Genomic DNA, 19,252 nt, shown 5'->3' on the forward strand with positions numbered 1-19,252 from the left:
ATACGCAGAATAAGGAGAGCTATGTGTTGAAACCTGTAAGGACCGCCGTTTTCCCCGTTGCAGGACTGGGCACTCGATTCCTGCCTGCCACTAAGGCCATGCCCAAGGAAATGCTGACCGTGGTCGATCGACCGCTGATCCAGTATGCCGTCGACGAGGCCCGCGAAGCGGGCATTACCCATTACGTCTTCGTGACCGGCCGCAACAAGGGGGTGATCGAGGACCATTTCGACCGCCAGTTCGAGCTGGAAGCAACGCTCGAGAGTCGCGGCAAGACCCGCATCCTCAAGGAACTGCAGCAGGACCTGCCCTCGGCCGGACGAACCAGTTTCACCCGGCAGCAGGAGCCCTTGGGGCTCGGTCATGCCGTCTGGTGCGCGCGCGACATCGTCGGCAACGAACCCTTCGCCCTGCTATTGCCCGACATGCTGTTTAAGGGCCGCCGCGGCGTCCTCAAGCAGATGATGGAGACCTACGAGCGGACCGGTGGCAACGTCATTGCGGTCGAAGAGGTCCCGATGGCCGAAATATCGTCCTACGGCGTCGTTGGACGTGGCGCGGGCGACAGCCGGAGCTTCCGCATCAATGACATGGTGGAGAAGCCGGCCCCGGCCGATGCGCCGTCCAACCTGATCATTTCCGGCCGCTATATCCTGCAGCCGGAGATCTTCACGCTGTTGGCTGATCAGCCGCGCGGTGCGGGCGGGGAAATCCAGCTGACTGACGCCATGCAGACGCTGATGCGGCAGCAGGACTTTACCGGCGTGAAATATGAGGGCCAGTCATTCGACTGCGGCTCAAAGGTGGGGTTCCTGACCGCAAACGTCGCCTATGCGCTGGATCGGGACGATATCGGCGACGACTTCCTGGCCGCATTGACCAAGATCGGGCTGCACAATGCCCTGATGGAAGGCTTCCGGATCGCCGCTGAGTGACCCTGTGCAAACGGCGCCCTAATGGGGCGCCGCTTCCACCTGCTTTTGCGCCCGCTGCTCGGCCTTATGGGCAAACCGTTCCAAGCCACCCACATCAGTAAACCGGGGCAGCGCGCCCAGATCCACCTTGTTGAGCACCACGCCAACCAGGTAATCGGCCAGCTCAGGCTCCTGCTCCAGCAAGCTGTTGAGCAATCTGCGGGGCGTCTTGCCCCATTCCGCCACCAGAATATTCCCGTCGGTAAGCGGCAGAACCGCAAGGGCGTCGATGACGAGGCCCAGGGCGGGCAGATCCAGAATGACATAGTCAAACTGTCCGCGCGCCTCGGCGAGTACCTTCTGCATGGCGATGCCTGAGAGGTCGCCGCCGCCCGCTTCCGGCGCCGAGGCTGAAAGGCTCACGATCCCCGTCTCGTCGTCCGTTGCGGTGGCCCGACGCCAGTCGCCCATTTGCGATGGCAGGACGCGTCCCGGCATCCGCGCCGTGTTCTCGTCGGCATTGATCACCAGAACGCGCGAGCCGGCGGCAGCCAGCATTTCCGACAAAGCGGTGGCGAAGGTGGACTTTCCCTCCCCTGGCAACGCCGAAAGAATGCCAATCACGGCAGTCCCATGGTTGGCCGCGGGCTGCAGCACCAGGCGCGTGGCCTTGAGCGTCTCCATGAACGGCCCGCGCCAGCGCCGCCCGATGCGCTGGCCAAAGGCACCTCGGACCAGGGCGCGAATAGTCGTGCGTTGCTCCTCTGGCGTCGCGCCGGGGCCGAACTGGAGCTTGGGCAGGTAGCCGAGGAAGCGGAGGCCCAGATGGCGCCGGACCTGCGCGCCCACGCGGAAACCGCGCTCACGCAGTTCGTTGAAAGTGCCCAGTACCGCGCCGATGAAGGCGCCGCCGATGAGGGCCGCCACCAGGATGATCATGGTCTTCGGGCTCGACGGCCGCTCGGGCAAGAGTGCATCGGTCACGATACGAACCGAAGGGATCGGGAAGCTCTGCCGCTGCACCGATTCCTCATAGCGCAGTAGGTAGCTGTTATAGAGCGAGCGCAGCGCATCGGAGCGCTGCTGCAGCTCGTTGAGGCGCACCTGCTCCTGACTGATCAAGCCGGCATTCTGGCCTTCGGAATTGATGTCCCGACGAAGGCCCGCCTCCTGCTGCGTGGCGATGGCCAGTTGCGTGCGATATTGCTCGTCCAGACTTTGCAGCAGCGCAAAGATGCGGCTGTCCAGCGCAGCCTTCTCGGCCGCGAGCGTCATCAATTGCGGGTGCTCTTCACCAAAGCTGGCGCGCACCTCGGCAATTCGGCTGGTCAGCGCGGCGGACTGCGTGCGCAGCGCCGCGATATCAGCCGGGTCGGTCTGCGTGCCACTCAGCAGCGATACATAACTGGCGGCCGATTGCGGTCCCGCCGCAACCACCGTCTGCAACTGCTCAGACAAGGCCCGCAGCCGCGCGGTTTCCGCCTGTGCTTCGGCCAGTTGGTTGGACAGGGCCTCGATGCGCTGATTGGTGAGGTTGCGATCCTGCCCGACGGACAGGCCGGTTTGCTGGCGGTAGTCCTCGATGGCGAGGCTTGCATCGCGCTGGCTTTGCCCGATTTCGGTCAGCCGCAGCTGCAGCCAGTCGGCCGCTGCGCCGGTTGCCTCGAGTTCCGCATTGAGCTGATCCTGCAGCAGCGCCTCGGCATAGGCGCGGGCAATGCGCTGCGCCAGATCGGGGGTCCCGGCTTCGTAGCCAATGCGGATGATCGAGCTGCGCCCCATGCGGTCGACCTGAACATTGGCGCGCAACATGCCGACCACTTCGTCGAGACCCGCTTCCAGCGAAGCTGGCCGCTCGGCCTGACCGAAGGGCAGCAGTCCACGCAGCCGCTGCGTGAAGGATGGCGGCGGGTCGAGAAATTCCTGATCGGTCATCAGGCCTTCGGCCTGCGCTACCGCCGTGGCGACGCGGCTCGATCGCAACACTTCGATCTGGTTGAGCACCTGCGCTTCCAGCTCGACACTGCTGGTCGCGACACCGCCCTCCCCGGCAACCTGCTCGAGGTTCCGGTCCAGCAGCACCTGCCCGGCCGACAGATAGTTGCGCGGCGCCAGCGAAAGGTAGAGCGCCGCCAGCAGCAGCATCACCGCAAGGCTCGCGCCCAGCACCAGTGCCTGCCGACGCAGCAAGGAGAACACCCGCTCCAGATCGATGGTCTTCAGATCGGACGGTTGCGGGGCCAGCGTCTCGGGATAGAGGGTCTTGTCAAGCATGGGTGTACTCCGCCGTTATGGTCGGGAAGAAAAATGGGACGCTCACGATGGCGTCGATTGCCCGTAATGCACGGCCTGACGCACGCCCAGAATGCCGCCCGCCACGCCCATATGCAGCACGGCGCGCAGCCAGTTCCGCCGGCGATGCACCGGCGAAAATGCTGTGAGCGCGGTCATCAGGCCGCAATAGAAGATTTTGGCTGCCACGATCGCCAGGGCTTTGGCACCAGCATCGGCTTGCAGCATGCCGTGGGTTTGCCCGAAGCGCAGGCGGCGGCGCACGAGCCAGTTCATGGTCGCCCGTTCTATCGGAACCGGCTCCTCGACGACCGCATTGGCAGCGTAGCCGATGGAGCCACCCAGAGCCGTGAGCTGATAAAAGAACGCCGTGTCCTCGCCGCCGGATTTACCGAGCGCCAGATCGAAGCGCAGTCCGCGATAGGGCGCGCTCCAGCGGATCAGCACGTTGCAGGTGTAGCCGGTGCGGATGCTGCCGCAGACGAAGACCGGCAACGTCGAATGAAAGTCCCCCTCGGCCATCCAGCGCGGCGCGTCAGGGCCGTAGATGGCCCGTACTGGTCCCAGCACAGCTGCCGCGCCACTTGCCTCGGCCTGAGCAACCAGGGCCATGATCCAGTCGGGGGTGACAGTTTCGTCGTCATCGACAAAGGCGACGTAATCGGCATCCGCATGGTCGAGGCAGGCATTGCGCGCGACGCAGATATTGGCCGCTGGGGCGTGAACATAGGTGATGGGAAACGGCAGTTGCGCGCGCAGGTCATCGACCAGTTCCCGGGCCGAGGGGTCATGATCGTTGTCGGCAATGATCACCCGGAGCAGGTGTCCGCCATCGGCAAGCCGGGCGATGGAGGCCAGTGTCTCGGCGAGGAATGGCCGGCGAAAGGTGCAGATGCAGATATCCACGCTGGTCATGGCGCTCACACCGTTTCCCGCCGAAACGGCCGCTGCGCCACATGGGCCCAGAAGCCGGACGACCAGGCCAAATGCATGATCATCGCCGCCAGACCCACCAACGGCGACAGCACCATCGGCATGCCCTGTTGCGGGTAGTGTGTTCGCGCCGCGTGCATGCCCAACGCAATGCAGCCTAGGCCCCACAGGGCGAGGGGCACCAAAAAGCCCCAATGCCAGAGGGACAATGCCGCCAGCAGCACCACCGGCAGGATGGCGAGTGGCATCAGCTGACGCAGACGTGGGCGCATGCGGTGCTTGAGGATATTGCGTGCCCTGCCCCCGCCATAGCCAAAATACTGCCGGAACAACCCACCAACCGTCGAGCGCGGATAGTAGGTCATGGCGGTGCGCTCGGTGAGCCAGATGGTCTGCCCGGCCTGCCGCAAGCGGTAGTCAAGCTCCGCATCCTCGTTGAAGCGGAAGCTCTGGTCGTAGCCACCCACGCCGCGAAAGGCGTCCACGCGCATCAGCGCATGATGGCCGTGATCGACCGACCCGCTGCCCAAGCCCGTCCGATGGGCGGAGCCCCCGGTGCCGATGGCTGAGTTCTGCGCTGTGGCCACGGCGCGCTGGAATGGTGCAACGCCAACGGTGGTCATGGGCACGACGACGCTGCCGACCTGCCGCTCCTCGGCCTCGGCGACCAGCGTCCGACAATAATCCGGCGGATAGGCGCCATGCGCGTCGATGCGGATGAGATAATCGACGCCGTCGCCAAACTCCTGCACCGCCAGGTTGATCGCCGCGCTCTGGATACGGTGCGGGTTGTGCATCAATGCGACTCGCGGTGCCGTCAGCGCGCGCTGCGCCACGATATCGGCTGTACCATCCGTACTGCCGCCGTCGGCGACGATGACAGTTGCGTCGAGCGCCTCAGCCTCGACCAGTAGCGCGTCCAGCAAGGGGCCGATATGCCGCGCTTCGTTCAAGGTGGGAATGACGATGATGGTGCGGGCGCTCATGCTGCGACCTCCAGGGCGGGCTTGCCGGCAAGGCGCGTGACAAGGTCAATGCAGTCCTGCACATCGCATCGAAATGTCGCTTCATCCTGCGCCGCGACCGCGGCCGCCAGTTGCCGAATGCGCTCAGCGGTCATGCCCTTGAGCATATCGACCAGCGTTTGTTGCGAAATATCAGGCACTTCGATGCCAATGCCGAGCCGCTGGATGAAGGCCGCTGTTTCCGTGCCGGCCAGGGCGATGGGGATGGCGCCGTTGAGACAACCCTCATAGAGGCGGTTGGGCAGCAGCCAGCTCGAATTGAGCCCCGCTTCAAAGAAGTCGATCGCCCAGACGAAGTGCACGCCCGAATAAAGCGCGGGCAAATCGGTGGGGTAGCGAAAGGCCCCACCATAGGCGAGATGCGGCGCCGCGCTTGTCGTCGCGTGAAAGTGGTCGAACTCGGTCAGCGCCGGTTGGCCGGCCAGGGTAACCTTAAGCTGCCCGTCCAACTGGCGCGACAGCGCGGCAAGCGCCGCCAGCGACTTGTTGCAGCGCAGGGCGCCGAACCAGCCGATGCGAATGGGCGAGACCTCTTCGCGCAGAGCCGGATTGCGGCCCAAATCACCGATGTCGGGCGCAAACACCTTGTTTTCCACCAGCAGCGCCGGTGGCGCGCCATGGATGTCGAAATGATGGCGCAGAAAGGCGGGGGAACTGGTGATCAGGAGGTCGACGCTCCGCATCAGTCTTTGTTCGAGTGCGCGCATGGCCTGACCGATCCGGTCCGGCCGCAGCATCAGGCGATGGAGGTCCAGGCATTCGTAGATTAGGGTCGGCGCATGGTCCCACAACCCGAGCAAGCGGCTGGCCACCCCCAGCATTTCAAGATTGCGCGCCACGATCACATCGGGGCGGCGCAGCGACCGCGACCAGTTGGGTGCGCGCCAGGCGGCACCCAGTGTCGCCGCGAGCCGGTGCAGCATGCGGCCGTCATGGGTGATGTCGAGTTCTACTACGGTGTCGATTGGCAACGTCGGCGGCGGCGCGTCGCCACGCCGAAACCCGGCGATTTCGACCTCGGCGCCCCCTGCCCGGAACATGGCGACGCGCCGTGCCACCGCCGGGTCCGCAAGGTTGTGAACGAGATACAATATCCTTGGCAAATAGCGTCTCCTGTCCCGAGCGAGGCGTATGCTCAAGGGGCCGACTGGCCGGCAGCGACTGCCGCTGGCATGTCCCTTCACCGAGGCGATGGGAATGAACGGCGAGTTGAGGACGCACGGCCGATAGGGTCAACCTGACCCGGGGTGACACTGTGATGCGCAGAGCGCATGCCACGAAAGAGCCCTAATCCAGCGCGGCGGCTCGTTGGCGGGGATAGTCGTGCCGGTGTTTCGGACGGCGCGACAGCAAGTTGACATTCGCCCTAGTCAGTGAGAGCCTGCAATGGAGTGGGTTGCTCATCAAAGTAACTGTGGCCCATTTTCTTGCGTCGAGTCTGTTCCTGCACTGAGTCACTGAAGGTGATGCAAGGAGCGTGGCCATGCGAATGAGCATACGACATGACGGCCGCCTGGGTCGGTTAGCATATCACCCAATCGGACTGGTCCGCGCATTTCGAACTCGCCTGCCGAAAGGGAGGTGAGTGTACGATGGCCATTGCACTCATCCTTGTGCTCATCGTCGTCGGATCGTTGCTGTTCCACTTTTTGAGCCCGTGGTGGTTCTCGCCGCTGGCATCGAACTGGGGCTATATCGACGACACCACGGTGCTGACATTCTGGATCACCGGCGCGGTGTTTTCAGCCGTCCTGCTGTTTGTCGCTTACTGTCTGTTTCGTTTCCGGCATGTGGAAGGCCGCAAAGCCGCCTATGAACCCGAAAACCGGCGGCTGGAAGGCTGGTTGACCGCCATCACCGCTGGCGGGGTGATCGCGATGCTGACTCCGGGCCTGTTTGTCTGGGCCCAGTTCATCGAGGTGCCCGAAACGGCGACTGATGTGGAAGTGATTGGCCAGCAATGGCTATGGAGCTTCCGGCTGCCAGGCGCAGACGGCAAGCTTGGTGCTGCCGACAATAGCCTGGTCGATTTCGACAATACGCTGGGCGTCAGTCCGGCTGATCCGTTCGGGCAAGACGACGTGCTGCTCGAAGGAACAGAGCTCGTGCTTCCCGTGGACCGGCCAGTGCGGTTTCTATTGCGGTCGATCGACGTCCTGCATGATTTCTATGTCCCGGAATTCCGGGCGAAGATGGACATGATCCCGGGCTCGGTCACCTATTTCTGGGTGACGCCGACCCACACCGGATCCTACGAAATTCTCTGCGCGGAACTGTGCGGCACGGGACACCCGTTCATGCGCGGTGTGGTGAGGGTTGTTACCGACGAGGAGTACCAGGAATGGCTGACGGAGCAGATCACCTTTGCCAGCCTCGCCCTCTGAGCGCGAAACGCCCGCAGGGCCTTGAAGAGGAGACTTGGGGAGGAATTTATGGTCGACATCCCGCATGACGCGAGCGCATCGGCGCCGCTCGCCGAAATCGAGGATATGGAGCTTTACCACCCGCGCAGCTGGTGGACGAAGTATGTCTTCTCGCAGGACGCCAAGGTCATCGCCGTCCAGTATGCGGTGACGGCGCTGGCGATCGGCTTTGTCGCGCTGGTCTTGTCCTGGCTGATCCGCCTGCAGCTCGGGTTTCCGGGCCTGGTCGATTTTATCGATGCCGATCGTTACTACCAGATCATCACCATGCACGGCATGATCATGGTGGTTTATCTGCTGACCGCGCTGTTCCTGGGCGGCTTCGGCAATTACCTCATCCCGCTAATGGTGGGCGCGCGGGACATGGTGTTTCCCTACGCCAACATGCTCAGCTTCTGGCTCTATTTCGTCGCGGTGATGCTGCTGGTGATCAGCTTCTTCGTCCCGGGCGGCCCGACCGGCGCCGGCTGGACGCTGTATCCGCCGCAGGCCATCCTCTCCAACACGCCGGGCCAGCAATGGGGCATCATGCTGATGCTGGTGTCGCTGATCATCTTCATCATCGGCTTCACCATGGGAGGCCTCAATTACACGGTGACCGTGCTGCAGGCGCGGGCGCGGGGCATGACACTGATGCGCCTGCCGCTCACCATCTGGGGCATTTTCGTCGCCACCGTGATGGCCCTACTTGCCTTCCCGGCCTTGTTCGTCGCCTCGGTCATGATGCTGTTCGACAAATATTTGGGCACCAGCTTCTTCATGCCGACCCTCGTGGAAATGGGCGAGCTGCTCAGCTATGGCGGGGGCAGCCCGATCCTGTTTCAGCACCTGTTCTGGTTCTTCGGCCACCCCGAGGTCTATATCGTCGCCCTCCCCGCTTTCGGCATCGTCTCCGACCTGATCAGTACGCATGCGCGGCGCAATATTTTTGGTTACCGGATGATGGTCTGGGCCATCGTCGGCATTGGCGTGCTCAGCTTCGTGGTCTGGGCCCACCATATGTATGTGAGCGGCATGAACCCCTATTTCGGGTTCTTCTTTGCCACCACCACCCTGGTCATCGCCGTGCCGACCGCGATCAAGGTCTATAATTGGGTGCTGACCCTGTGGCGGGGCGACATCCACTTCACCCCACCCATGCTGTTCGCGCTCGGCTTTATCGTCACCTTCGTCAATGGCGGTCTTTCTGGGCTGTTTCTGGGCAATGTGGTGGTCGACGTGCCGCTCTCCGACACCCTGTTCGTGGTCGCCCACTTCCATATGGTGATGGGGGTGGCGCCGATCCTTGTGATCTTTGGGGCCATCTATCACTGGTATCCCAAGGTCACCGGCCGGATGCTCGGCGACACCCTGGCCAAGTTCCATTTCTGGGTGACGTTCCTCGGCGCCTATCTCATCTTCTTTCCCATGCACTATCTGGGCCTGATGGGCCTGCCCCGCCGCTATTTCGACACTGCCGACATCATGATCATGCCGGAATCGGCGCACACGCTGAACGCCTTCATTTCCATTATGGCCTTCATCGTCGGCTTCGCGCAGATCGTGTTTGTGTTCAACCTGATCTGGAGCCTGCGTCACGGCAAGCCGTCGGGGCCCAATCCCTGGCGCGCGACCACGCTGGAGTGGCAGACCCCGCAGACTCCGCCGGCCCACGGCAATTGGGGCGAGCATCAGCCGCTGGTCTATCGCTGGGCGTATGATTACAGCGTGCCGGGGGCCAAGGAGGATTTCATCCCCCAGAACGAGCCGGGCGCGCTGACCAAGGGAGGCGCGGCATGAGCGCGATCCTTGGCTTCATCGCCATCCTGACCCTCATCGTGGGATGGTGGCTGTCGCGGCACGGAATATTCGCCAAGCCCTGGTTGCAGGTCGATCAGGCCGGCGGCGTGGCGGCCACCAATCCCTCGCCCTATGCACCGGCGCAGGTCGGACTGGGCGTGTTTCTGGCCGTCGTGGGGTCGCTCTTCGCCCTGCTGATGACCGGCTATCTGCTGCGCTCCGAGGGTTCAGACTGGCGAGATATGGCCCTGCCCTGGATTGTCTGGCCCAATACGCTGGTGCTGCTCGGCACCGGACTGGCTCTGGAATGGTCGTTGGCCGCTTTGGCGCGCGGCGCCACCGCAAGCCTGCGCGCGGGCGTGCTCGTGGCGAGCGGGTGCGCCGTGCTGTTCCTCGCCGGCCAACTCCTGGCCTGGCGGATGCTGGTGGGCAGCGGCAACTTCGTCAATTCCGGACCGGCCGCCAGTTTCTTCTACCTGATGACGGCAGCCCATGCCCTGCACGTGATCGGCGGCATGTTTGCACTCGCCGGCACGTTCGAGCGGATCAGGCGACATGATCGGCCCGAGCGCATCCGTCTCAGCGTCGAGCTATCCGCCACCTATTGGCTGTTCATGCTGCTGATCTGGGCGCTGCTGCTCGGGGTGCTGTCGGGCTCGGCTGGCGAGTTCCTGGCGCTGTGCGGCCAGCTATTGTCCCAAGGAGGCCGACCATGAACGATCATGTTGCGACGCCACCTGATGTCACGCCGGCACCGACGCCGGGCTGGCGCTCCATCGTCTCCGACTGGTCCTCGGACCAGCGCTCGTTCAAGACCGCCTCCTGGGGCAAGGTGATGATGTGGGTGTTCCTGCTGAGCGACACCTTCATCTTCGGCTGCTTCCTGCTCTCCTACATGACGACGCGCCTGTCCACGACCGCGCCCTGGCCCAATGCCAGCGAGGTGTTCGCGCTGGAGATCGCCGGCCAGCATTTCCCGCTGCTGCTCATCGCCATCATGACCTTCGTGCTGATCACCTCGAGCGGCACCATGGCCATCGCGGTCAATTTCGGCTACCGGCGCGACCGTAAGAAAACCGCCATCCTGATGCTGCTGACCGCCGCATTCGGTGCACTCTTTGTGGGCATGCAGGCGTTTGAATGGAGCAAGCTGATTTCTGAGGGCGTTCGGCCCTGGGAGAACCCGTTTGGCGCGCAACAGTTCGGCGCCATTTTCTTCATGATCACGGGCTTTCACGGCACCCATGTCAGCATCGGCGTCATCTTCCTGCTGATCGTCGCCCGCAAAGTCTGGCGGGGTGATTTCGATAGCGGCCGCCCCGGCTTCTTTACCGCCCGCAAGGGGCGCTACGAGATCGTCGAAATCATGGGCCTTTACTGGCACTTCGTCGATCTGGTGTGGGTGTTCATTTTTGCCTTGTTTTACCTGTGGTGAGCCAGATGAATCATAGCGCGACCGCCTCCGCTCCGCCGACATCCACCCACGCTGAGAGTCAGCAGCACCCGATCCGCCTGTACCTGGTGGTATGGGCGTGGCTGTTCGTGCTCAGCGTCGGCTCATACTTGGTCGATATCCTGCAGTTCCAGGGCCTGTTGCGCTGGGGATTGATCCTGGCCTTGATGGCCCTCAAGTCCGGGCTGATCGTTTCGATCTTCATGCATATGCGCTGGGAGCGGCTGGCGCTGAGCTACGCCATTCTGGTGCCCCCGGTGTTGATCCTGGTCTTCGTCATGCTGATGGCATTTGAGGCCAGCTACACGCAGATGACCCGCGTGCTATTCCTCAATGGGGGAACATAAGCCCCAGCGCGTCACTGTGAGCGCAGGATTCAGATCGTGCCAGGTGACCGCCGGGTCGGCGCGGCGGATTGCGACCTTCGCGTGCGGGCTTGCCGGCCGGCCTGCGGCACGATCAGTTTGCGATAAAGATGCCATGTGGCATGGCCCAGCACCGGCATAATAATCACAAATCCGATGAACAGCGTCGCCATGCCCACGGCTAGCGATACCGCCACAATCAGGCCCCACAGCGCTACAGGAACCGGATTGGCCAAGCTGGCCCTGATGGACGTGGCGATGGCCAGGCTGGGGCTGACATGCCGGTCGAGCATCAGCGGGAAGGACACCACCGAAATGCCCAGAACCTCAATAGCGAACAACAGCCCGATGACATTGCCGGCGACGATCAGGATCCGACCATTGGTCGTGGTGAAAACCTCGTAGAACAAGGCCGACAGCGAGCTCGGCAGGGCGTTGCCGAACAGGCCCGCGAACAGCACCTGCGCAGCGATCAGCCAGGTGACGAACAACACGCCCAACACCAGGCCCAATGTGGCGATGGATAGCAGGGCGGGCGATCGAAAAACTTCGAAGCCATGTTTCCAGGACGCATCAAGACCAAGCTCCTGACGTCGGCTGATCTCATAGAAAATCAGGGCCACGAAGGGTCCAAGCAGGGCGAAACCAGAGGCCAGCGGGTATAATAGTGGCAACACGTTCTGCCCGGAAATCCAGAATGCCAGCACCGTCATCACTATGGGATAGATCAACCCGGCAAAGACGTAGTGCGATGGATGCTGCCAGAAATCATCGAAGCCATGCCTGAGGGCGTCCACGACATCACCCGTGCCGATCTTGCGGATTTCGGGGATAGCACTGTGCCCGACGACAACGCCGGTGCCTCTGCGAGATGGCAACATGTTGTCCTCCCAAACGCGCCATGAACCGGCCGTCGGCAGCGTGTTTCCGCCAGGACAAACTTCTTGGCCACGCCTACGCGACCTATACCGCCATAGTAGCGCCGATGGCTCGCCATGTCAGCTCGTTGGCTGGTCCGCACCAAAGCATCAAAACTCTTATGTAGAGGCTTGGTTTATTTGAGTATTCCCAGGCTGGCCATATCCAACTTCAGGTCATTCTCCGCCGCAAAATCTCGCGCATAGAGAGCGGATAGCAGGTCGAGGCCGGCCCGGTGCAGGACCGGAGGGACACCGACTGCCTCGCCCAGGCGAACCAGGGGCATCAGGCCGAATGGCGCGTCTTCCAGCACGTAACGGCTGTCGGCTTTGGTCGGCCCGAGTTGGCCCGGACCCATGGCCCGGATGGTGTCTGCCATCTCCGGCAAGGGCGCCAGTGGGATATTGTAGCTCAAATGGTAGTGCTCGGCCGCCGTACGCACCGAGAGGCCCAGGGCATCGGCAATGGCCAGACGTTCGCGGTCCAGTGCGTCCATCAGGCGGGCGACGGATGGCGTCAGGTTTTCACTTTGCCCCCAGGCCTCGCCACGCTCCATCCGGGTGAAATTGGTGAGCGCCAGGGCCAGATGGCTTTGGGGATTGAGGTTGGATAGTGAGATGGCCAGCAGGTTGGCCCGCGGTTCAAAATGGTCACCGAACAATTCACGGCAAAGCGAAATGGCGCCAATGTCATTGGCCGGGGCCGTTGCGACGTCGATGCGCTTGCGTATGGTGTTGATCCGAACCCCGGTCTCCCCGACGCGCCGCGCGCGCAGCAACGTCGTCCCCCAGGCGACAACCGGAACCTGCAACTGAGCCGCCTCAAGCTGCTGCAGCAGGTGGAAACCGCCCAGGGCCGGATGCGCGTTGATGATGATGGTTTGGCCTGGAGAAACCGACTCGGCCAAGGCGTCATAGACCATCCGGTGGCCATTGGCCGGCAAGGCGATGAGGATAGCTGTCGCCCCGGAAATCGCGCTTGCTATGTCAGCGGCGATCTCGGGTCTGTACTCGCCTTCGACCAGTCCTTCGCAGTGCAACGCCTGCTGTTTCAGGGCAAGGGTACTGCGCCCCGAAGGCGACCACAGGGCGACCTGATGGCCGCGCTCCATGAGATAGGCTGCGCTGGCGAAGCCGATCGCTCCAGCGCCAAGAATGGCGACCCGCATGACCCGCTCCTAGTTGAAAAAGCGAGAGGGACGGAACTCGGCCAGCTCGGGCACGTCGCGCCCATGCACCAGCTCCGCTGTCACGGCCTCGCCGATGAAGGCGCCAAGGGTGACGCCGCTATGCGTCACAGTCACGTAGTAGTCCTTGAGAGCGGGATGGGGCCCGATGGCGGAAAGCCCGTCGCGCGGGATGGGACGAATGGCGGTCCGAACCGCTTCCACATGCACGCCCTTGAGCGCCGGCATCAATTCCGTGACGCGCGCCAGCAATTGCTGGGCGGCCGGGTGCGATGGCACCGGATCGGCATCGGCGGGTACGGTCTTGTCGATATCATTGGCGCGCAGGAGAATGCGCCCTGCCCCATCGGGACGGCAATTGACCAGCGGCGTGCGCAGGCCGTGGCGCAGGCTCGTGTCACAACTGACGGTATAGGCGATCAGCCCGACCGTGGGGGCTAGTGGCAATTCATAATCCGGTACGCCGACCACCTCGTTGGCCCATCGGCCGCCGCTATTGACGACAAGATCGGCTTCGATCACCGCGCCCGTGTCCAGGGTTACCCCGCGCGCCGCGTTGTCGCGGACGACGAGCCCGGTGACCTTGCCATAGACCAGTTCCAGTCCGTGCCTGGCGATGCCTGCCTGCACCATGGCACCAGCGTAAACCGGAGCATCGAGCCAGCCGTCCTCGGGATAGTAGATCGCACCGGTCTCGTTGAATGTGCTCAGGTCGACATCGGGTTCGAGTTCGGCCAGCGTCTGGCGATCGATGGTTTCAGCCGGATAGCCCCACTGTTTGAGCCGCTCCAGCTTGTCGAAATCGCCCTCATCGAAGCCCGCGGCCTCGGCACCGGCGTCCTGCCACTGCACCACGCCCGGACGATGCAGCCAGTTGGCGCCCGCAAATTCCTCGGCGACACGGCGATGCGAGCGGACCCCGGCCATATTGAGTTCGAAATAGGCCTTGGAGGTCAGCTTCTCGCAGGCATTGACCCAGGCATAGCTCGTCGACGAGGTGCCGCTGCCCACCCGATTGGCTTCTACCAGGACGACTTCTGCCCCCGCTTCCGCCATGCGGAAGGCGATGGATGAACCGATGATCCCGGCTCCGACGACAATGACTTTCATGCTCTCGATCCTTATTCTTCTGCCCAGACGCGACCCAGCTCAGCCAGCATCAGCGGCCAGCAGCGAATGCCTTCGCGGATGCTTTGGATCGCATAGGATTCGTTGGGCGCGTGGACGCCGTCGGCCGGCAGGCTGAAGCCGAACATCAGCGTATCGATGCCAAGCTCGGTCCGAATGGTGGAGGTAATGGGCGACGTGCCGCCGCTACGCACCCGGACCGGGGTTTGCCCGGTTACGTCACGGAGCACCCGATCGGCCGCAATCACCAGAGGGCTGTCCTCGGCCAAATTATAGGCCGGTGCGCCATTGCGATCCGAAGTGATGTCGAGGCTGGTGCCAACAGGCTTGTGTGCCTCAAGATGCGCGATGACGGCATTCGCAGCGATCTGGGGATCCTGGCCCGGCACCAGACGAATGGTAATTTTTGCGTGGGCCTCATTGGGAATGACGGTCTTGGAGCCTGGGCCGGTATAGCCACCCCAGATACCGTTGAGCTCAAGAGTGGGCATGAGCATCAGCCGTTCAACGGCCGAATATTCCGGATAGCCGTGCGGCACGCCGCCAAAGCTGGCGAAGAATTCGTCTTCGTCCATGCCCAGTTCGGCGACATGGCGACGGGCCTCAGTGCTGGGCAGCGAAGCCTCGGGCAGAAAGCCGTCAACGACCACGCGGCCTTCCGCATCATGCAGGGACGACAGCAGGCGCGTCATATCGTGCAAGGCGTTGCGGGTGGTGCCGCCATAACGGCCCGAATGCAGGTCGCGCACGGCCGAGGTCTTGAGCGTAACTTCCAGGGCGTTGACGCCACGGCAGCCGACATTGATGGCTGGCCAGAACCCGTTTCGCCCGCCATCGGCAGAGAGGACCATGTCCCCCTGCAACAGGTCGCGATAGCGTTCGAAAATCACCGGCAGCGTCACGGCGCCGACCTCTTCCTCACCCTCGAACAGGCAACGGACATTGAATGGAAAGCCGCCCTCGATCGCCAGATAGGCCGCGAGGCTTTCGATGGCGATGGTCGAGGAACCCTTGTTATCCGAGGCGCCACGGCCGTAAAGGCGGTCGCCTTTCTGGGTCAGGACGAACGGATCGGTCTCCCAGGCCGACAGCGGATCGGGCGGCTGGACGTCATAGTGGCCATAAACGATCAGCGTCGGCTTGCCGGGGGCATGCAGCCAATCGGCATAGACCGCCTTGTGACCACCACCGTCCAGCAGTTGGATGTTCTCCATGCCGATTTCGCCCATGCGACGGAGCAGAAACTCGCGCGCGCCCTGCATGCCTGCCTCGAAAGCGGGATCGGCGCTGACGCTGGCACAGGCGACATATTCTGCCAGCCGGCCAATGATGGCATCGAGCTGAGTTTCCAAGTGATCGGCAACACGTACGGTCATGAGCGGTCTAGTCCTTGAAGTTTCGATTAGTTGGCGCGTGGGTCCAGCGCATCACGCAGGCCATCACCGAGCAGGTTGAAGCCCAGGACGACGAGAAAGATCGCGCCGCCGGGAAAGATCGACATCCACGGAGCCTGGGTCATGAAATTCTTGGCGGTATTGAGCATCGATCCCCAGGAGGGGTTGGGTGGCTGTTGCCCGAGCCCCAGAAACGACAGGCTGGCTTCGGCAATGATCGCCGTGGCGACGGTGATCGTCGCCTGCACCACGATGGGGGACATCACATTGGGCAGGATGTAGCGGATGATGATCAGGAAGTGCGGCAGGCCGATCGCGTGCGCGCCCTCGACATAGTCCTCGGTCTTGACCGCGAGCACCTGCCCTCGGGTCAAGCGGACGAAGATCGGCGTTGCCGCGATGCCGATGGCGAACATGGCATTGGTCAGGCTGGGGCCAAGAGTTGCCGCCAGGGCAATCGCCAGGATCAGCGACGGAATGGCCAGCAAGGCTTCGATCACCCGCGAGATCGTGCCATCGACCAAGCCACCAAAATAGCCGGCAAGCAATCCCAATGGCACGCCGATTGCCAGCGCAATGGAAACCGAAACCACGCCCGCCATCAGCGACGCACGGGCGCCGTAAAGCAGCCGGCTGTAGATATCGCGGCCAATTTCATCGGTGCCCAGGATGAAGTTGGCCGAGGGTGGCTTGCGAACATCGGTGAAGGCGGTGGCGAATGGATCGTGGGTGGCGAAAACAGGAGCAAAAACCGCCAGCACGACGAAAAACAGGACGATGGCGGCGCCGACCAGCGCGCCGCGATTGCTGGCAATCTTGGACAGTGCTCGGAAACGGCGGCGCGGCGCGACGGCCTCGGCTTGGACGGCTACGGTCATTGCGGATGCCTGAGACGGGGATTGATGAGGATGTAGAGCACGTCGGCAAGGATGTTCATGGCGATGAAGCCGATGGCGGTGAACAGCACCACGCCCTGGACCACGGCATAGTCACGGGTAAAAACCGCATCGACGATCAGCTTGCCAAACCCGGGGATGACGAAGATCTGTTCGGTCAGCACGGCGCCGGCCAGAAGATCGCCGAATAGCAGGGTTGCCAGGGTGACGATCGGCATCAGCGCATTACCGAGCGCATGCCGGAGAATGACGGCGCTGCTCAGCAGCCCCTTGGCACGGGCGGTGCGGATATAGTCAGAACTGAGCACGCTCAGCATCGCGCTGCGGGTGTGGCGCATCAAATAGGCCGCGACGGCGGTCGACAGGACAAAGGCCGGCATCAGCATGGTCTTGATCGATAGCCAGAAATCCTGCGTGATCGGCACATATCCCGAGGCAGGCAGCAGCTTCCAGTTCACCGCAACGACCATGATCAGGATGATGCCCAGCCAGAAATTGGGAATCGACATCCCCGATAGGGCAACGGTGTTGGTGGCGTAGTCGACGATCGTGTTCTTGCGCACGGCGGCGATGATGCCGGCAGGAATGCCGATCAGCATCGCCATGATCATCGCCATCGTCGCCAACTGCACCGTGATCGGCAACTTCTGCAGGATCATGTCGGACACGGACAGCCCGGTGCGCAGGGATCGACCAAAATCGCCCTGCAGCACATTGCCGACCCAGGCTAGATATTGGATCGGCACCGGGTCGCCGAGGCGGTATTTATCGCGCAGGAACGCCAGCACCTGCGGGTCGGACTCCTCCGCCATCATCGTCATTATCGGGTCGCCCGGCAGCATGCGCTGCAGACCGAAGATGATCATCGACAGGATGATCAACGTCGGTATGGCGAGCAGGATACGTCGGAGGATGAGCTTGATCATGGAGTCGGACCTGTTTCAGGTCGAGGCGGCGGTAGAACCGCCGCCTCGATATGGATCACTCTTTCGGCTTCACCCCTGCCAGGCGCAACACGCCGTCGGCATAGGAGGCGATACCGTCGAGCTTGGCGCTGTAGGCCCAGGTCCGGGGCGTGTAGTAGAAATACAATGCCGGCAGATCCTGCTGGGCGATTTCCTGCGCCTGGTCATAGAGTGCCTTGCGCTCGGTGACGTCGTTGACGACGCGCGCCTTGTTCAGCAGTTCGGTCAGCTCTTCATTGCAGTAGCCGCCGACATTGCCGGCGCTGCCGCAGGCGAGGTAGCGGTGGAAGTTGCCGTCGGGGTCGATACGACCCGAAGCGCCAAACTGGCTGACGTCGAAATTGCCGGCTTCACGCTCTTCAACATAGGCGGCGAACTCGGTCGGACGCAGGGTGATGTTGAACCCGGCCTCGCTTGCCATCGCCTGAACCAGTTCGAAGAGCTGCTGCATGGCGCTGTTATTGGCGTAGAGGATCTCGAACGAAACCGTCTCATGGCCAGCTTCGGCCATCAACTGCTTGGCGCGCTCGATATCGCGACCGCCGCCATCGAATTTGGGATTGTAGGACCAGGACGCGCTGGAGAAGGGCTGGTAGGCAGGCGGATAGGTGCCGGCGCCCAGAACCTCGTTGAGCACGTTGCGGTCGATGGTCAGATTCAGCGCTTCACGCAGGCGCTTGTCCTGGTTGATCGGGCTATTGGCGCGGTCGCCATTGCCCATGTTGAAGTTGACGCCATAAAAACCAAGGCCGGTGACCAGATCGAACACCAGGTTCGGATCGTTCTTGATGGTCTCCATATCCGACGGCGCCGGGCGCTCGATGATCTGCAGATCGCCCGACTGCAAGTTGGCCAGGCGAACCGTGGTGTCCGGAATCGGGCGGTAGGTCACGGTATCGAAGTGGTAGTTGTCGGCATCCCAGTGGTCGGCAAACTTTTCCATCACGATACGATCGTTCTGGATGCGCTCGACAAACTTGTAGGGACCCGAGCAAACCAGGCCACCTTCGCCGGTGGTCTCGAAGGTCGCAGGCGAGATCAGCATGCCGGCGCGGTCGGTAAGATTGGCGAGGAAGGCGGCATCGGGCGCCTTGAGGGTGATCGCCACCTGATAATCGCCGAGGACATCGACGGAGGCCACCGAGGCCAGCTCGGCCTTGCGGTTGCTTTCCGGCAGGGTCATGGCGCGGCCGAGGTTTGCCTTGACGGCTTCGGCGTTGACCGGCGTGCCATCATGGAACAGCGCATCGTCGCGCAGGGTCATGGTCAGGACGGTATCACCCTCCGACCAGGCCCATTCGCTGACGACACGTGGCACGATGTTCAGCGAGGTGTCGATGTCGAACAGGGTATCGCACATCGGCCCGAAGACCAGGCGGCCAACGAAAGTATTGGCGCGGTGCGGATCGAGAATATCGGGATCGTCCTGCATCGCGATATTGAGGTTGGCGGCAAACGCCGTCGAGCTCAACATCGCTGCAAGAATAGTAGTCAAGGCTAGCTTCTTAAACATCAACGTCTCCTGCTTCACTAATGTCGTCCACTGATGCCGCCGCGAGCCCCTCGCCCGTGGTGTCTTTT

General features: G+C 62.6%; 17 protein-coding genes. 6 read left to right on the plus strand and 11 right to left on the minus strand.

Features of this window, described 5'->3' with window-relative positions; genetic code table 11:
• Nucleotides 1-23 precede the first annotated feature (23 nt).
• Entirely contained in the window at nucleotides 24-935 is a 912-nt protein-coding gene (gene galU, locus ACX3OZ_RS09645) for a UTP--glucose-1-phosphate uridylyltransferase GalU (RefSeq protein ID WP_459104413.1), read from the plus strand.
• An 18-nt stretch (nucleotides 936-953) separates the two neighbouring features.
• Here galU and ACX3OZ_RS09650 read toward each other — a convergent pair whose 3' ends face one another.
• From ACX3OZ_RS09650 to ACX3OZ_RS09665, 4 genes are read right to left on the minus strand one after another with little or no spacing between them, the layout of a single operon-like run.
• Entirely contained in the window at nucleotides 954-3,188 is a 2,235-nt protein-coding gene (locus ACX3OZ_RS09650) for a GNVR domain-containing protein (protein WP_459104414.1), read from the minus strand.
• A gap of 42 nt (nucleotides 3,189-3,230) precedes the next feature.
• Complete coding sequence (locus ACX3OZ_RS09655; RefSeq protein WP_459097507.1) at nucleotides 3,231-4,121, minus strand: glycosyltransferase family 2 protein; 891 nt, start codon at nucleotides 4,119-4,121, stop codon at nucleotides 3,231-3,233.
• A gap of 5 nt (nucleotides 4,122-4,126) precedes the next feature.
• Complete coding sequence (locus ACX3OZ_RS09660; protein WP_459097506.1) at nucleotides 4,127-5,125, minus strand: glycosyltransferase family 2 protein; 999 nt, start codon at nucleotides 5,123-5,125, stop codon at nucleotides 4,127-4,129.
• The gene (locus ACX3OZ_RS09665; protein ID WP_459097505.1) at nucleotides 5,122-6,222 is read right to left on the minus strand and encodes a glycosyltransferase; all 1,101 of its coding nucleotides are present in this window, start codon (nucleotides 6,220-6,222) and stop codon (nucleotides 5,122-5,124) included. The genes ACX3OZ_RS09660 and ACX3OZ_RS09665 overlap by 4 nt, the downstream gene beginning before the upstream one ends.
• Before the next feature lie 534 nt (nucleotides 6,223-6,756).
• Between ACX3OZ_RS09665 and ACX3OZ_RS09670 the strand changes: the two genes are divergently transcribed.
• From ACX3OZ_RS09670 to ACX3OZ_RS09690, 5 genes are read left to right on the plus strand one after another with little or no spacing between them, the layout of a single operon-like run.
• The gene (locus ACX3OZ_RS09670; RefSeq protein WP_459097504.1) at nucleotides 6,757-7,548 is read left to right on the plus strand and encodes a cytochrome c oxidase subunit II; all 792 of its coding nucleotides are present in this window, start codon (nucleotides 6,757-6,759) and stop codon (nucleotides 7,546-7,548) included.
• Nucleotides 7,549-7,596: 48 nt separating this feature from the next.
• Complete coding sequence (locus tag ACX3OZ_RS09675; RefSeq protein WP_459097503.1) at nucleotides 7,597-9,366, plus strand: cytochrome c oxidase subunit I; 1,770 nt, start codon at nucleotides 7,597-7,599, stop codon at nucleotides 9,364-9,366.
• Nucleotides 9,363-10,082, plus strand: a complete 720-nt coding sequence (locus ACX3OZ_RS09680; protein WP_459104415.1) for a cytochrome c oxidase subunit 3 — start codon at nucleotides 9,363-9,365, stop codon at nucleotides 10,080-10,082. The genes ACX3OZ_RS09675 and ACX3OZ_RS09680 overlap by 4 nt, the downstream gene beginning before the upstream one ends.
• Entirely contained in the window at nucleotides 10,079-10,801 is a 723-nt protein-coding gene (locus tag ACX3OZ_RS09685) for a heme-copper oxidase subunit III family protein (RefSeq protein ID WP_459097501.1), read from the plus strand. Before ACX3OZ_RS09680 ends, ACX3OZ_RS09685 begins: the two co-directional genes overlap by 4 nt.
• A 5-nt stretch (nucleotides 10,802-10,806) precedes the next feature.
• The gene (locus tag ACX3OZ_RS09690; RefSeq protein ID WP_459104416.1) at nucleotides 10,807-11,166 is read left to right on the plus strand and encodes a cytochrome C oxidase subunit IV family protein; all 360 of its coding nucleotides are present in this window, start codon (nucleotides 10,807-10,809) and stop codon (nucleotides 11,164-11,166) included.
• A 29-nt stretch (nucleotides 11,167-11,195) separates the two neighbouring features.
• On the opposite strand, the gene ACX3OZ_RS09695 is transcribed toward ACX3OZ_RS09690, so the two are convergent.
• The 7 genes from ACX3OZ_RS09695 to ACX3OZ_RS09725 all read right to left on the minus strand — a co-directional run bounded on the left by ACX3OZ_RS09695 (nucleotide 11,196) and on the right by ACX3OZ_RS09725 (nucleotide 19,184).
• Nucleotides 11,196-12,065 (minus strand): DUF2189 domain-containing protein, encoded by an 870-nt coding sequence (locus ACX3OZ_RS09695; protein ID WP_459097499.1) that lies wholly within the window; start codon nucleotides 12,063-12,065, stop codon nucleotides 11,196-11,198.
• A gap of 173 nt (nucleotides 12,066-12,238) precedes the next feature.
• On the minus strand, nucleotides 12,239-13,270 hold the full coding sequence (locus ACX3OZ_RS09700; RefSeq protein WP_459104417.1) for an NAD/NADP octopine/nopaline dehydrogenase family protein: 1,032 nt from the start codon (nucleotides 13,268-13,270) through the stop codon (nucleotides 12,239-12,241).
• Between the two features lie 9 nt (nucleotides 13,271-13,279).
• Nucleotides 13,280-14,398 carry an NAD(P)/FAD-dependent oxidoreductase gene (locus ACX3OZ_RS09705; protein ID WP_459097497.1) on the minus strand — a complete coding sequence of 373 codons (1,119 nt, stop codon included), beginning with the start codon at nucleotides 14,396-14,398 and terminating at the stop codon, nucleotides 13,280-13,282.
• Nucleotides 14,399-14,409: 11 nt separating this feature from the next.
• Entirely contained in the window at nucleotides 14,410-15,792 is a 1,383-nt protein-coding gene (locus ACX3OZ_RS09710; RefSeq protein ID WP_459097496.1) for a M20/M25/M40 family metallo-hydrolase, read from the minus strand.
• Nucleotides 15,793-15,818: 26 nt separating this feature from the next.
• Entirely contained in the window at nucleotides 15,819-16,688 is an 870-nt protein-coding gene (locus ACX3OZ_RS09715) for an ABC transporter permease (RefSeq protein WP_459097495.1), read from the minus strand.
• Nucleotides 16,685-17,632 carry an ABC transporter permease gene (locus ACX3OZ_RS09720; RefSeq protein ID WP_459097494.1) on the minus strand — a complete coding sequence of 316 codons (948 nt, stop codon included), beginning with the start codon at nucleotides 17,630-17,632 and terminating at the stop codon, nucleotides 16,685-16,687. The genes ACX3OZ_RS09715 and ACX3OZ_RS09720 overlap by 4 nt, the downstream gene beginning before the upstream one ends.
• Before the next feature lie 55 nt (nucleotides 17,633-17,687).
• The gene (locus tag ACX3OZ_RS09725) at nucleotides 17,688-19,184 is read right to left on the minus strand and encodes an ABC transporter substrate-binding protein (protein ID WP_459104418.1); all 1,497 of its coding nucleotides are present in this window, start codon (nucleotides 19,182-19,184) and stop codon (nucleotides 17,688-17,690) included.
• Nucleotides 19,185-19,252: the final 68 nt, after the last annotated feature.

The organism is Devosia sp. A369 (assembly GCF_054489345.1).